The following is a 13,464-nucleotide window of genomic DNA, read 5'->3' on the forward strand; positions in this document are numbered from 1 at the left end:
GGGCGCCGCGCATCCCTGGCAGACGAGCCACGCCCGCCGTCGCGAGTGGTACAGCGAGCATGACCACGGCAATCGCCCGTAGGGGACGTGGTCACCGTCGAGGCGGCAGTGCTACGTGCCAGGCCCCAGATCGGCAACACACCCATTGGGATGGCGACCAACGCGCCGAGACTGGTGAGCAGCCAGGCGCGCCAGGCGGTGATCCTTAACAGCAGCTCGGGGGGCTGAACCGACGTCGCGCAGCACCAGGTGGTCGCGGCGCGATTCTGCGGCGAGCAGATCGAGGCCGCCCGCAACGATGAGCAGTGCCAGGACACCAGACGCCGCGATGGCCAGCGAAGCGATCTGTGGCACGTCTATCTCGGCCGGGCCAACCTCACGACGGGTGGTATGACCGAGCGTGTCGGCGATGGACTCCGCTCGTCGATGGTCGGCATCCGTGACCGGCCGGCGCAGCGTCACGACCAACTGGACACGCTGTCAGTCCAGGGGCACGAACGGGGTACGCGGGACGATATCGGTCAAAGTGCTCCACTCCGAATGACGCTGACCTGCGCTTTTTGTGGAGCGGGTGAGGGGAATCGACCCCCGTATCCAGCTTGGGAAGTTGTTCACAACTCCCTAGCACCTGGAGAGGATGCTGTCAAACACGCAGTTCAGCGTCATTCCTGCGAGGGCGGACGTGTCCCGGATGGACTCTGGTAGACACTGCTCGTTCGCATTCGTTCGCACCCAGTATCTCGCACCCTGCATACTCAGGGTCGCCATACTCAGCGCCATCAAGGCCAAGACGGCTGCGACCAACACACTGCGATCCCTGATCATCAGGTGGCATCCAAGGCGCGCCGGTACAGCGCGAAGGCGCCAACCCGAGCGCACTCATCGGGGTCGGTGGTGCTGAACGGCCGCCGGGGAAGGACAAGAGCTTGGACTTCATATGGCAGTTGACCACTCGAAGGTCGGCGCTGTTGGCCCGGATCGTGACCTTCAGTCCGCCGCGATCCATCCGATCAAGGTCGCCGGCGGCCGGACCCTGGGCGGGTCGTCGCCGACCTGGACCGAGACCAACCCCGACGGGAACGGAACGATGTCAGCGGCGGTGCAGATCACGCGCGTAGAGAGGAACGCCGCCCTCGCCGGCGAGCCAGCGGGTCGCGGCTGCCAGTCTCTCTTCGAGTTGCTCGATCGTGGCGTCATCGACGCGGCGGATCCCGGTGGCCCTATTGAGCGTGGCGTTGACGTCGCGGAACTCGGTCTGGTGGCGGTACGCGATCCTGCGGGCGATGTCGCTGTTGCGCTTCTTCAGCGTCTCGCGGCGCCGGTGCGGCGGCTCCTCGAGAACGTCCCTGCTCTGGGCGGTGCTGGTGGCCAGGGTAGGCTGGGTAGAAGAGAGGGCCCGCTTTAGCCGGATGACCTCCGCGGCGTTCAGCTTGGCGAACTCTGGGTTGGCGGCGAGGAATTGCTCGGCCTCGGCGAGTGCGGCGCCGTCGAAGACCTCCCCGGAGGCGATCATTCCCTTCACGGTCGCGCGGGCGGCGATCGGGACGAAAGTGGTCGGCGGCGGGTCTTCCTCGTCGCGCGGGTCGGTGAGCGCGTCGGGGTCGTCGTCGAGGTCGTGGTCGCGCTCCTCCTCGATCCGGGCGGCGTTGTCGCGGAGCCGCGGGTCGGCGGGGATGAAGTAGTAGGCATCCTCGTGTTCGGTGTCGGTGTGGCGCACGATCCGGCCGACGGCCTGTCGGAAGAACAGTTCGGCGGTGGTGTTCGTGGCGTGAACGGCGACGCGGAGTCGCGGGATGTCGACGCCCTCGGAGACCATGCGGACCGCGACGATCCATGGTTCGTCGGACGTCGCGAACCGGTCGATGTGCTGCTGGGATGTGGGGTCGTCGGACACCGCGACGACGGCGTCGACGGCGTGGTCGTCGCGAATGATCCGCGCGATGGCGTGGGCGTGGTGCTGGTCGATTGCGAGGATGAGGCCGCCGGCGTCGGGCTGGTCGCTGCGGAGGCGCAGGAGGCAGTCGTGGGCTTCGCTGATGAGACGGCGTAGGTAGTTGCCGTCGGGCATGAGCGCGGTGCGGAGGCGGCGGCCCTGCTCGTTGTGCCATAGCGGTGTGTCGAAGTCGCACGAGATGGTCTCCCCGGGGCGGGAGCTCCACTCGAACTCGCCGTCGACGGTGGTGAAGAAGACACGCCGGCACGCCCCGTCGGCCACGGCTTGGCCGTACCCGTACGTGAAGTCGGGGTCTGAGGATTCGTCGGTGTAGCGGATGAACGGGATCGGGTTGGTGTCGCTGCGGAACGGTGTGCCGGACAGGGCGATGCGGTGCAGGGCGGGCGCGAAGGCGGTCCGGAGTGCGTCGCCCCAGCTGCGCTGCTCACCGCAGTGGTGGATCTCGTCGAACACCGCGACGGTGTCGGTCCTCGAGCAGTACATGGCGAACAGGCCGGGGTTGGAGGCCACCTGTGCGTAGGTGACGACGACGCCGCGGAAGTCGTTGGTCCAGGTGCCGTTGTGGTTGGCCCAGGCGGGGTTGAGGGCGATGTGGTGGGAGGCGTAGAGGCTGTTGGCCCACTGCTCGCGCAGGCGGGTGGAGGGGACGACGACGACGATCTGCTGGGCGGCGCCGTTCGTGAGGAGTGCCTCGAGGACCGTGGCCGCCCAGCGTGTCTTGCCGGCGCCGGGCGTGGCGACGGCTAAGAAGTCCGAGGGCGGGGTGGGGTTGCGGTAGAGGTCGAGGGCCTGGCGTTGCCAGTCCCGCAGTGTCATGGTCGTGGTGCCGTGAGGCATCGTTGTCCCTTTCGTCAGGTTGCATGGCGGGCAGAGCGGGTCACCTTTGAGGGCTGACGTGAGTCCGCCGGCGGCGTGCGGGTGCGGTGGTCGGCGTGCCAGCCGTCCGGGAGGTCAGCGCAGCACCGGGCGCACTCGCCGGCGCTGAACAGGGCGAGCGTCTGCTTGTCGGTGGCGGTCATGTGACGACGCATCGAACCTCCTCGTGTACGTTGCGCTGCCTTAAAGCATCACGCATACTGTTGGCGTGGCAACATACGAACCATCACGCTTTCGTATTACGGTCAGCGCTGGAGAGGTCGACGAGCAGGTCGCGGTCCGGCCCTTGGTCGCCGTGACACGCAGCCATGCGTGGGACGCTGATGGCGGCTTCTTCGCTCCGCCCCTCGCTGGCTTTCACGCGCTCCCCAGCGACGAGGACTACGTCTGGTACGTGAGCGGTGAGCATCTGCGACCAGGCGCCGACACCGACGCACTGCTCGACCACTACCCCCCGGACTCTGACCTCGCGGCGATCGTGGCCGAGCGACCGGAGGTCGTGGTCCTGCCTCCGGAGTTCTTCCTGCACTGGGCAGACCGCTTCCCTAACGAGGCCTCCTGCGCCGACGAGGCGGTCTTTGAGTTCGTGGAGGAGTGGGGGCCGGTTGGCGGTGAATGGACATCGACAGCCGAGGTCGACTACCAGCCGCGTGGATGGGGTGACTTCACCAACCCCGATGCGTTGTCGCCGGAGGAGCTTGAGGCCCTCTACGACGAAGGTGACCCGGAGGTATACCTCGCCCTGCTCCCCTCGGACCAGCGCCTCGAATACGAGTTCCGCAACCGCGATCTGCCAGAAGACGAAGACCGGGCACGAGCAGAGATGCAGCGGCACTACGCCGAGGTCGAGAACGTCAGACGGACCTACCGAGGCGAGGCAGTCCGGCGCTGGTCGCGCAACGTCCGTACTCCCGAGCTCGCCGGCCCCTACGACGAGGAGCTCACGTGGTCTGAGGACCAACTCGCGCTGTACCACGGACTCTTGCCGCCCGACCGTGGGGACGACCCGCGGCACCTGCTGCCCACGCAGATGACGATCACACGTGGATACGCCTACGATGTCGACGGCATCAGGTCGACGCTCCTCGGGTTCGCCGCGCTGTTCGAGGCCTTCGCGCTTCTCGCTCCCAGCCACCTGACGGAGGCCGCGCTCGCACAGCCGCCTCCCGCCGAACTGGCCGACGCCTTCACCCGCCGAGGGCTGAGGCCGCCGGCCAGCACCTTCGAGCTGGTCTCGAAGATGCTGAGCGCGTTCAACGCCGGCGCCCGTGCAACCAGCCGCCTGGTGCTGACCAATGGTGAGGTCACCTACGGCCGAAGCCTCCCGGACACCCTTCACGGGACGCTCGCGCAGCTCCTTAGGTTCGCCAGCCATGGCACCCCGGCCCGACGCTGCCAGAACGAGACGTGTGGGCGGTTCTTCGGGCATCAGCAGGGCCGCGCCGAGAAGGGCCACAACCGCTCCGTCGGGGTCAAGTACTGCACGCCGCGATGCGCTCGGGCCCAAGCGTCGCGGGAGTGGCGTCGACGCCAACGTGACACCACCTGAACTGTTTGGACCGATCACCGCTGCTCCTCCGCGTTGTACGTTGACGGGCGACACCGTGCCACGAATACTTGCTCCATGTCGAGGGACGAACAGTCACATTTCCGTATCACTACGTGGCCGGACGCCGTTGAGGTTCCCCCGCTTGTCGGTGTTCCGCGGCTCCTTGCTGTCGTCGACAGCCAGTGGCCGGAGGAGCCCGACAACAAGGACTGGTGGATCGAGCTTGACGACGAGACCGGCGACTTCCAGCGACTTGAGATCGTCCCGGGCGCCCACGGCAGCCTTGACCTCGCCTATGTCGCCCGGCCGCTGTACGAGGGCTACCCCGATGTCGCTGACGGGCTCCGCAGGATCGGTGCTTCGGTCGACTGGCCGCCCGTGGCGGTCTTCTCCTCCTCAGAGGTCGAGCTCGTCGAGCTGCCTCACGAGCTCGTGTTCCGCGACTTCCTCGACGTCGACGTCGAGGACCTGAACAGCGTGCTGAAGTGGTGCAGTCGGTACGGCCCTCTCGTTCCCCAGCGGCTCTACCTGCAGGCGGAGGAGTTCCGGCCCGTGATCGAGCCGCGCGCGAGCACTGAGGACCCACTGGAGCTGCAGCTGTACGCCGGTGACGAACCGGACCTTACCGAGCACGAGATCGAGCTCGACGAGATGCCGGACCGACTCGGCGACTCTCCGGAGTCGTACGAGGGGACCTACCAAGCCTCCGCAGGGCCCGAGTTCCGGGCGGCCTACGGGACGGCGCTCGGCCAGCAGCAGGCGCACTTCCGGCTATACCAGGCGGTCGTCAAGTCCTGGCTGGAGCTGCGTCCCGACACAGACCTCACACCCGCGGCGCTCCTCATCGCTCCTCGAGAGGAGTTGGCAGCACTCTGGGAATGCCGCGGGCTCCCTGTCCCGTCCACGGCCATCGAACTGATCCGGAGTATCCAGCGTTTGACGAACGTCGAGACCGTCCTGTCGCCCCGGATCGAGGTTGCGCCGCCGGGGGCAGAGCGCAGCGGCCTCGCGTTCGGTCGGCCGATCGCCCGGATCCTGCAGGCAATGATGCTGCAGGTCGTCGACTGGGTCGCCGCTGGCGTTCCAGCCAAGCAGTGCGCGAACGAGACGTGCGCGATGTGGTTCGCTCGGCAGTCAGGCCGGGCGGAGTACGGACAGTACCGCACCAAGGGGGTGCTGTATTGCTCAAGGGCCTGCGCCCGGGCGCAGGCACAGCGCGAGTACCGACGACGTCGCAAGCGCGACCAGTGACCATCCACGCGGCAGCGACGACCGCATGAGAACCCCGGTCTGCCTCGGATTCAGACATCCCGTCGCAGTTCGCTGTCCCGACCGCTACGCGTAGTCGCTGCGGAGGCACAAAGACCGACGGTCTAGATCATCATAATGGGTGAGGCGAGATCGAGGAAGGTGCGTGTGTCCTCGTATGCCGCGTACTCGGCCACCCTGTTGAGCCCTTCCTCCTCCAGGGTGTCGACGACGTCGGGCTGGGACCGGTGTGCCGTCGCGAAGAGGAACGCGTCATCGAAGCGGTCATGCGCAACCAGTCCGATAGCGAGCAGCGCACCGAACACCGTCGCCGGGCGGAAGTGGACGGGCCACAGGTGGCCGGCGACCGCTTGCCGCCGCCCCGCGGCGGTGGCGGCGACACCGACTGTGGACGGGCCGCCGAGCGCTGTTACCGAAGCGCTGTCGCAGGTGTTGAGAACAAGGAGTCGGCGGCCGTTGTCGGGCGGTTGCATCGTTGCGAACTGAGACAGCGAAATGGTGAGTGCCTCCGTCAGGGCGACGGCGGTCTTGTCCGGTCTCCAGTGACCGAAGTGGGCATGCGACGACACCCACAGCACGTCCAGGTCCGAGGCGGTGTAGGCGTTGACGAAGTCCGCTCTTGTCCTCTGCGTCCCGTCGACGACGTCGACGTCGATGCCGGCACGGGTGAAGTTGTCAGAGACGGCCTCGACCTCGGCCTGACCCGTCAGCAGGTCGCCATGCCACAACTGCACGCGCCTCACAGGCCGGGCAGTGGAACCTCGTGGCTGACCACGAGAGGGACTGGGGCACTGGTCAACTCCTGGAGAACGGGACAGATCGGAAGGCGGTCATGCCCGATATGGACGAGCTCGGTACGGGGATCGGCACCCGCCAGGAGGGGTACCAAGAGATCGCGGTCGACTGCGGCGCGGGTGACGGCTTCCAGGGTGGCCGCGTGTTCAGGGACCGGTCTGCCGACGTCCCTGTCGTCGGGTAGGGCCTCGAGAGCCGGTCCGTTGCCGGCGTCGATCTCCGACAGGCCCAGTGTCGTGTTCATTATCGTGGTCAGGTCGGCGGGTAGCGGGGTCGTAGCGGTGCCGGCAACGCTGCACCACAGCATCTGATGCGCGTCAATCCTGAAGGCCAGCAGCGGCGTCTCCAGCGGCTCTTCTTCGACGCCCGCCCGGGTGCGCAAGAGCGAGGCGACGAGGGCGGCGTCGCCCGCTTCTGCCAGGACTCTGGCCGCGGGGGCGAGGATCGGGAACAAACGGCCCCGCATGTGTGCCGCATCCTCAGACCCATTGGAGACGTTGCTGATGTGCGCGCTGGCGGCACGCGTCGCGGTGAGGAGTTCCTCCGCGCGACCGCAGGCCTCGTCTGCGTCCCCAGCAACGCCGTTGACCAAGAGCTGGAGCCGCTGAGGCGGCGTGATGTGAGCGTGCAGTTGGTTGAGGGCTTGATTCGCCAGGACCTTCACTGGCCGGTCGAGGTGCCTGCTGACCTTGCCGGTCAACTGAATAGCGAGTGCCACTCGTACCTCAGGGTCGAGGCCTTCATCGTCGGACAACCCGTCGAGGTGCGCTGTGATCGCGGGCACCGCGGGATGTCTCACCTGGTCCAGCACCGTGGCTATGTCGCACGCCGGGATGAGCAGCGGCCCTGCCTCTAGCCGCAGCAAAGCGTCCGGGAGCCGGACGGCAACCTCCCTGGCCACGTCCTTCATGTAGCCACCGGACCAGGCCAGATGGCAGACAGCCCCGGCCCAGAACCAGAACGGCTCTCTTGCGACCGTGTTGTGTACGGCGAGGACGTGGAGCGGACGGCCTACGTCGACATTGGCTGCGAACTCCTCGGGCATACCATCGATCATCGGCGCCACTGCCCAATGCCATGCGACGTCGAATCGTCCCGCCGACAAGGCCATCATGAGCGGCGTACGGGAGGTGACCAGCCTCAACAGGTCCACTCCGGCCCTGACCACCGGGTCCTGGGGAAGCGGTGAGAGGTCACGGAGAAGGTCTGTAGCGACGCCTTCTAGGTGGTCGAGACCATCGTCCAGGTTCGTGCCCAACCATCCATCGATCGCAGCCGTCACAATCCTCAGCGATTGCGTGTCTGATAGGTCGACGGGCATGTCGGAGAGGCTCTGGAGGTGAGCCGTCAGGCTCGGTAGGAGCTCGTGGAGTGCTGCCATGCCCGCCAGTCTGACGGAGAGTCGCGGCAAGGCTCGTCCAGGGCGTCGCTCCTCACAGAGGTGGTCGCCTCGTAGCCCCTTGCGGTCCCAGCACCCCGTTGGTTGTCAGGGAGCGACCGTCCCGCCCGCAGTGGGCCGTTGCAGACGATCCGGTCCTCCCGGCGACCGCAGCGATTCGCGGCCAGACTCCCCAGTCAATTAGCCTTCGGTTCGGGGCGGCCGCGGCGACCGCCACGAGGTCAACCGGAGGCACACCCGAGCCACTGGATCGGTCGGCATCAAGAGGCATCAGCCGTGGGATAGCCCCGGCTACCCGAATGGTTCGCATCAACCGCGTCGTGGGCCCAAACGGTCGCTGCTTGAGACCGGAGAAGGAGCCGGCTTGTACCAGCGCGCCGAGAGCGACCGGGAAGCCGCTAGGACTCCCAACTACTGTCCGTTGGCTGTCGGTGCGGCAGACCGGTCCGGGTGCGACTCGGAGGCGCCAGTAGTGGGGGCACGCTCGTTTCCGCCGATCCACGGGGCTGGGGGAGGCTGGGATACCGGTCTGTTCGATCACAGGGGACGACGCGCCGGCGGTGTCATCCTCGGTGGTGGAGCGCCGGTAGAGCACCAGCCCGGCTGGAAGGATCAACAGGGTCGCCAGGAGGCTGAGCAGCATCGCGTAGACCGTCACCAGCCCGAGTCGTTGGAACAAGACGATGGAGGCGAAGGCCGCTGTCGTTGCTTCGCCAGAAGCGGGCGCATCCGACCTCGTCGTCGGCCGCGTCGGGACCGCCCGTGTGCGTGTGGGACTGACCGGCGGTCGAGGCAGGCCCGAGGCGCCCGGTGCCCACGGGCCACACCGCCGCGTGGTCGCGGGTCCAAGTCGGGCGCCGCTGCGCTGACCGGTCCGCGCTGCACCCCGCCCGCGCGGCGGCACACTGGCGCCGCGGGCGTGGGGGTCGTTCAGGAAGGTTGGATCCCGGGCCGGTCGCGCCAACGGTTTCGCATACGGCGGAGGCGTTCGTTGTCGCGGTCGGTGTGGACCTTGGAGAACTCCGGCCCGGTGGGGCAGTGGTACTTCCGGGCCGAGGCGGGGTCCTCGACGATGTCTCCGTCGAGTTGCTGCAGTACCAGTTGGGCGATGCGTTGCCCGGGTGTCAACGACATCGGGACCTCGCTCAGGTTCACCAGCTCGAGGGTCAGCGATCCTTTGTAGTTGGGTTCAATGAACGTGGCGGTCGCCGTGACCAGCCCGAGTCTTCCGTAGGAGGATCGGGTGAGGACCTGCGCCGAAAGGTCGCCGGGCATCTTCAGGTACTCGAGGACGTGCGCCAGGACGAGCTCGTTGGGGTGCAGTACGAACGGCTGTCCCCACCGCTTCTGGGTATACGCCTGGATCGCGCGTGCTTCGGGTACCTTCTCCAAGGGGTTGAAGGCCTCGATGCGGTTGGAGCGGAACAGGACGAACTTGTTGCCCAGCCGCAGGTCGACGCTCGCCGCCCCGATGCTCAGGTCCATCAGCGGAGTGATGACGAGACCCCTGTCAGGTCCTTGCTCGAGGCGCCGCCGAATTCCGGTGGAGCTCAGGGCGGCGCCCGCGATGTCGGTCAGGGGCGGGTCCGGATGCAGTTCCGGTTCCGTGCGGACGTCCGCCGGGTCGGTCGCTGCTTCCCACTGGCTGAGAAACTCGGTGACGTTGAGGGAGTAATTGACGAGATCGCTGACGGGGTATCGGGTCCCACGGTGGATGGCGACCCAGCCGCCGTTGAGGATGTCGGCGTCGTCGAGTACCTCCGCCTGCTCGGACCGGGTGGTCGGGAGGCCGTGCTCGACCCTGGCGGCGACGCGCGCGACGTTGGCTGCTGCGGCGGCGGGGTCCCACCCCTTCACGTCCCAGTCCTTCACCGCGGCCATGATCTCCGTGGTCTGGCCTGAGACGTCCTGTGTGAGCAGTCGTGCCCATTCGTCGGGGAGTTCGTCGATCCGGCCCTCGAGGTCACGCCAAGGGGTGATCAATGGCTCCATGACGGCGGGCACGTCGGTGTCCTCCAGCCAGCTCACCATCGCCTGCAGGCGCAGCCAGGAGGGTGGATGGGTCTGGGTGTGGCCGTGCGCGGAGGCCGCATGCAGGAAGGATCCGAAGGCAGCGAGCGCCGCCGGCCCGAACCGGTGGATGCTGTAGGCGTCGCAGATCAGCTCCTCGATCCACGCCGTTCGCCATTCACTCAGGGTGCTGACCTTGACGTCTCCGTCGACCCCCTCGGGGAGGGCCACCGTGTCGGCCTCCTCCTCGAAGGCCTCGGGGGTCGTGAATCGTTCGAGCGTCGGGCGTTCCCGTGTGGCGAGGTGGGCGACTTCGTGGCCCAGGAGGACCGGCCGCCAGGTCGAGGAGGCACCGGTGAGCCGGGGGACCTGGAGCAGCGCCATCGACGGTGTGCGCTGTACGTCGGCTCCTTCGGCGGTCAGGTTGCTGAAGAGGATGTCCTCTAGTGAGCCGATGACGGTGCCGAAGTGGTCGGGGCGTCCGACCGTGACGACCGCGATGCGGGTTCCCGACAGGAGTTCGTCGCAAGCCCGTTCCGCGGCAGCGGTCAGTGCGGGCGGCACCTCGGCCTCGACGGCGCGCAGAACGAAGTCGTCGACCTTCTCCACTACGCGGTTGACGTGCTTGAGGAATCGCTCCGTCTGCAGCCGGCGGACGGTTGGCTGGCTCTCCCAGGTCTTGTGGAACGCGTCGCGGACCGCATCCGGGTAGGTGGCCACGAGCCCGAGCGCTGATCTTAGCCCCGCACGTGACTCATCGAGCCCGCCGAGGATGTCAGTGATGAGCCGCTCGTAGCCGTCCAGCCGGGACAGCAAGATGCGTCGGAGCTCGTCGGTGAGGGCATCGGCCACCGGCGACGACCTACATGTCGGAGGTGATGAGGACCTCGCCGGTGGACCGCGAGGCCATCGCAGCGCGGGCGAGCGATTCGAAATAGTCCCTCAGCTGGGCTGCGTTGTCCGAACGGCCGTCCATGACCTCTGTCAGCCGGTCCAGCAGCTGCGCCAGACGGGGGCCGATGGATGCATCCTTAGGGGTTTCGGTCCCCGACGGGGTCGTGCGCAAGGCCGCGATCACGACCCGTGCGTCGCTGACCGGACGTCTGGCCCTGCTGTTACTGGACCGCTCGTGTCCCGGGAGGTCCACGCGTGCGGTCGCGGCGACACCGACGATGGCGTCACCGGCAGCCTTGAGGGTGCGGCGTCCCGCGTCATCGATTCTCTCGCCGGCTTCGAGGGCATGCAGGGTGGCGACCGCATTGATCGCGGTCGCGGCGAGGCCAAGGGTGCGATCCCGGCCCGTCGCACGCGTGTCGTGGGCCGTCGGCTGGGTGCTGGTGGCGTTCATGGCATCTCCATTGTCCGTGTCGATCATCCTCGCACGTCGCCGGCATCGGATGTCGGCCGGATGCGGGGATTCCCCACATCGTATCGAACATGTGTTCGACAGTCTGCCGCGGTAATGGTCACAGGACCAGCATATTCGGGTATTCCTCTCTCACCGTGGAGGCTCCACGATGAAGTAGGATCAAGGGGTGCAGCCAGAGGATTTCCTGCGGGACCGGAAGGGGTGGGGCGATGAGGAGGCTGTCTGGGAGGCCGGCCCGGTCCCGGATCTGGCCGCCGCGTGGGGACAGCACCGGGTCGCATCCGCGGTCCAGGCTGCGCTGACGGAGGCGGGGTGGTCACACGAACGCCTGTCTTCGGCCCAGGGTGCACCTGGACAGGGCGAAGGGGTTAGACGACGGCTTCGGGGTATGACGTGGATGTCCCTCTCGGACCTAATGGCCTGGACGATGCTGTTCGGCACTCGCATCGTGGAGGGCGTCTTCGAGGCGCCCTACACCCCGCCGGGCCTGCTGGTCGCTCCGAGTTGGCGGGAGGGCACCATGTCCCTTCCGGAGCTGCAGCAGCGCGGCGTGGACACGATTGACTGGGACGACGCGTGTGGCTGGTTGGCGTCGACGTTGTCGGGGGCGGAGTCCGGACCGAGCCGGCTCTACGATGCGTCGGCGCTGCGGTTAGTCCTCGGGCTGCGCCTCGTGGAGCGCGGATTCCCCGCCGAGGGCGTCTGGCCGTCGGAGAGGGAGGACGGTGAGGTGGCGGCGACGCTCATGCTCGGCTCACCGCCGGTGCGACCGGTCACCGTGATCCGGCTCGCGCGGCGTGATGAGGCCGCCGGGTTGGCCCGCGATGCCCGTGCGGCTGCCAGGGTGTTACTGGGCGGCGTTGCCGACCCGGAGTCCACCGGGGGCCGGACGATCGTGGTGGCCGCGTCGGGCCGGGCTGCGACCTCGACGGTGGAAGGGATGTTCGACCACGACCCCTGGAACCATGCCGGGGCGAGCAGCACACCGGTCGGGTTGTTCCGCGATCTGATCGAACAGGAGGCTGACGCCACGATCATGCGGTCGGCGACGGTCGAGGTCGATATCGTGTCGGCCGCCCTCGAAGAACGGCACGGCGTCGTCGTGCTGGAGGTCACCAAGAGGCAGTTCGTCGACTGACGGCCCGATCGCGTACAGATCGCGGGTTCAGGGGCAGGTGAGAACCGGTTCCATCTTGATGATGTCGGGAAACCCGATCACGTGAACAGTGTCGCCGCCCACGGCGATGGAGCCGGCCTCGGCGCGCTGGAGGGGCCCGCAGTGGTGGTCCCTGTCTGTCGTCACCAGCACCAGTCTCTCCTCCGGGGGCCCTGGCCACGGATCGGTCCAGCCGATGAGGACGGCAGCGCCCAGAAGCACGACCCCGGTGACGACGAGGCCACGGCCGAGTCGGATCTGATCCCGGGCGGTGTCGCCCGCCTTCCTTCGCGCGGCGGCCAGTGCGATGAGGCTCGAGGGGCGCGGCGTGGACTTAAGCGAGCCATGTGCCGCGGACATGGCCGCGAGCAACCCGCCGGTCGCCGTGGCGGCCGAGAGCACGAGGAGCACACCGGCGACACTGCGTGTTGTGCCACTCAGCCTCTCCGCGCCCAAGGGGCCGCCGACCAACCCGATCGCGGTCGCTAGGCCGACGATGAGACGGGCTCCTTCAACCCATCCCTTCGCGATCGTGCGGAGCGTCGCCAGGTAGGCGGCGTCGTGTTGGTGCAGACGCGCCGCCAGCGCGATCTGCTCCGCGGTTGCCTGCCCGTGGAACTCAACCGCCAACGGCACCACCGTCCCGCATGATCGCTGCGGCCCCACAGCCACCTTTGGTGCCGGAAGGGCGTCCAGGGTGCTCGACCCTGCACAGGCATGCGACGGTGAACCGCATCGGTCCCCGCCACTTGTCACGCGGCCGGGAGTTGTCAGCAGTGGCCCCGGCGGCGACCGCTTCGATGGTGATGTCGTCGTTGCGGATCTCCTGCTCGAAGACGTCATCGCACCGCGGGCAGGTGCCGGCGACCACCACGACGCGGTTCTCGCGATCCACCTGAACCGATCCCACAAGCGCCCTCGCCCACTCTTCGCTGTCGTTCATGTTGGCGAAGGTCTGGTACTGGACGGGGTCGTTCGCGGGCAAGCGGGTACTCCTTTGCGGGGGCTGTCGGGAGACGGACCGATGACGGCATCAAGGCGGTCAACGTAGTCGACCTGTCGGCCCTCGAGCCGCAACCGGTGCATC

Annotated in this window: 12 protein-coding genes; 3 read left to right on the forward strand and 9 right to left on the reverse strand. The window is 67.6% G+C overall.

Annotated features, from left to right (window positions below; translation table 11 throughout):
* Positions 1-111 precede the first annotated feature (111 nt).
* The 3 genes from C1746_RS03570 to C1746_RS21875 form a co-directional block, all read right to left on the reverse strand.
* Positions 112-468, reverse strand: a complete 357-nt coding sequence (locus C1746_RS03570; RefSeq protein WP_116713317.1) for a hypothetical protein — start codon at positions 466-468, stop codon at positions 112-114.
* A 622-nt stretch (positions 469-1,090) separates the two neighbouring features.
* The gene (locus tag C1746_RS03580) at positions 1,091-2,791 is read right to left on the reverse strand and encodes a DEAD/DEAH box helicase (protein WP_116713319.1); all 1,701 of its coding nucleotides are present in this window, start codon (positions 2,789-2,791) and stop codon (positions 1,091-1,093) included.
* A gap of 14 nt (positions 2,792-2,805) precedes the next feature.
* Complete coding sequence (locus C1746_RS21875; RefSeq protein WP_162867336.1) at positions 2,806-2,973, reverse strand: hypothetical protein; 168 nt, start codon at positions 2,971-2,973, stop codon at positions 2,806-2,808.
* 65 nt (positions 2,974-3,038) lie between these two features.
* On the opposite strand from C1746_RS21875, the gene C1746_RS03585 reads away from it, so the two are divergent.
* On the forward strand, positions 3,039-4,379 hold the full coding sequence (locus C1746_RS03585; protein ID WP_162867337.1) for a hypothetical protein: 1,341 nt from the start codon (positions 3,039-3,041) through the stop codon (positions 4,377-4,379).
* A 75-nt stretch (positions 4,380-4,454) separates the two neighbouring features.
* Positions 4,455-5,630: a hypothetical protein gene (locus C1746_RS03590; RefSeq protein WP_116713321.1), complete on the forward strand. Its 1,176-nt coding sequence runs from the start codon at positions 4,455-4,457 to the stop codon at positions 5,628-5,630.
* 122 nt (positions 5,631-5,752) lie between these two features.
* Here C1746_RS03590 and C1746_RS03595 read toward each other — a convergent pair whose 3' ends face one another.
* The 4 genes from C1746_RS03595 to C1746_RS03610 all read right to left on the reverse strand — a co-directional run bounded on the left by C1746_RS03595 (position 5,753) and on the right by C1746_RS03610 (position 11,200).
* Positions 5,753-6,391 carry a CHAT domain-containing protein gene (locus C1746_RS03595; RefSeq protein ID WP_162867338.1) on the reverse strand — a complete coding sequence of 213 codons (639 nt, stop codon included), beginning with the start codon at positions 6,389-6,391 and terminating at the stop codon, positions 5,753-5,755.
* Complete coding sequence (locus C1746_RS03600; RefSeq protein ID WP_116713323.1) at positions 6,388-7,824, reverse strand: hypothetical protein; 1,437 nt, start codon at positions 7,822-7,824, stop codon at positions 6,388-6,390. Before C1746_RS03600 ends, C1746_RS03595 begins: the two co-directional genes overlap by 4 nt.
* 948 nt (positions 7,825-8,772) lie before the next feature.
* The gene (gene dcd, locus C1746_RS03605; protein WP_116713324.1) at positions 8,773-10,704 is read right to left on the reverse strand and encodes a dCTP deaminase; all 1,932 of its coding nucleotides are present in this window, start codon (positions 10,702-10,704) and stop codon (positions 8,773-8,775) included.
* Between the two features lie 10 nt (positions 10,705-10,714).
* Positions 10,715-11,200 (reverse strand): hypothetical protein, encoded by a 486-nt coding sequence (locus C1746_RS03610; protein WP_162867339.1) that lies wholly within the window; start codon positions 11,198-11,200, stop codon positions 10,715-10,717.
* A 187-nt stretch (positions 11,201-11,387) separates the two neighbouring features.
* On the opposite strand from C1746_RS03610, the gene C1746_RS03615 reads away from it, so the two are divergent.
* Positions 11,388-12,359, forward strand: coding sequence for a hypothetical protein (locus C1746_RS03615; RefSeq protein ID WP_162867340.1), 972 nt, complete (start codon positions 11,388-11,390; stop codon positions 12,357-12,359).
* Positions 12,360-12,386: 27 nt separating this feature from the next.
* Here the strand turns inward: C1746_RS03615 and C1746_RS03620 are convergent, their stop codons facing one another.
* Positions 12,387-13,007, reverse strand: coding sequence for a hypothetical protein (locus C1746_RS03620; RefSeq protein WP_162867341.1), 621 nt, complete (start codon positions 13,005-13,007; stop codon positions 12,387-12,389).
* Positions 12,997-13,362, reverse strand: coding sequence for a hypothetical protein (locus C1746_RS03625; protein ID WP_116713328.1), 366 nt, complete (start codon positions 13,360-13,362; stop codon positions 12,997-12,999). The genes C1746_RS03620 and C1746_RS03625 overlap by 11 nt, the downstream gene beginning before the upstream one ends.
* Positions 13,363-13,464 lie beyond the last annotated feature (102 nt).

The sequence above is a fragment of the Euzebya tangerina genome (genome assembly GCF_003074135.1).
Lineage (GTDB): Bacteria > Actinomycetota > Nitriliruptoria > Euzebyales > Euzebyaceae > Euzebya > Euzebya tangerina.

Bases quoted from the DNA above. Each gene is read 5' to 3' on its own strand.
- C1746_RS03580 (WP_116713319.1), bottom strand. From the start codon at position 2,791: ATGCCTCACGGCACCACGACCATGACACTGCGGGACTGGCAACGCCAG.
- C1746_RS21875 (WP_162867336.1), bottom strand. From the start codon at position 2,973: ATGACCGCCACCGACAAGCAGACGCTCGCCCTGTTCAGCGCCGGCGAG.
- C1746_RS03590 (WP_116713321.1), top strand. From the start codon at position 4,455: ATGTCGAGGGACGAACAGTCACATTTCCGTATCACTACGTGGCCGGAC.
- C1746_RS03600 (WP_116713323.1), bottom strand. From the start codon at position 7,824: ATGGCAGCACTCCACGAGCTCCTACCGAGCCTGACGGCTCACCTCCAG.
- C1746_RS03610 (WP_162867339.1), bottom strand. From the start codon at position 11,200: ATGAACGCCACCAGCACCCAGCCGACGGCCCACGACACGCGTGCGACG.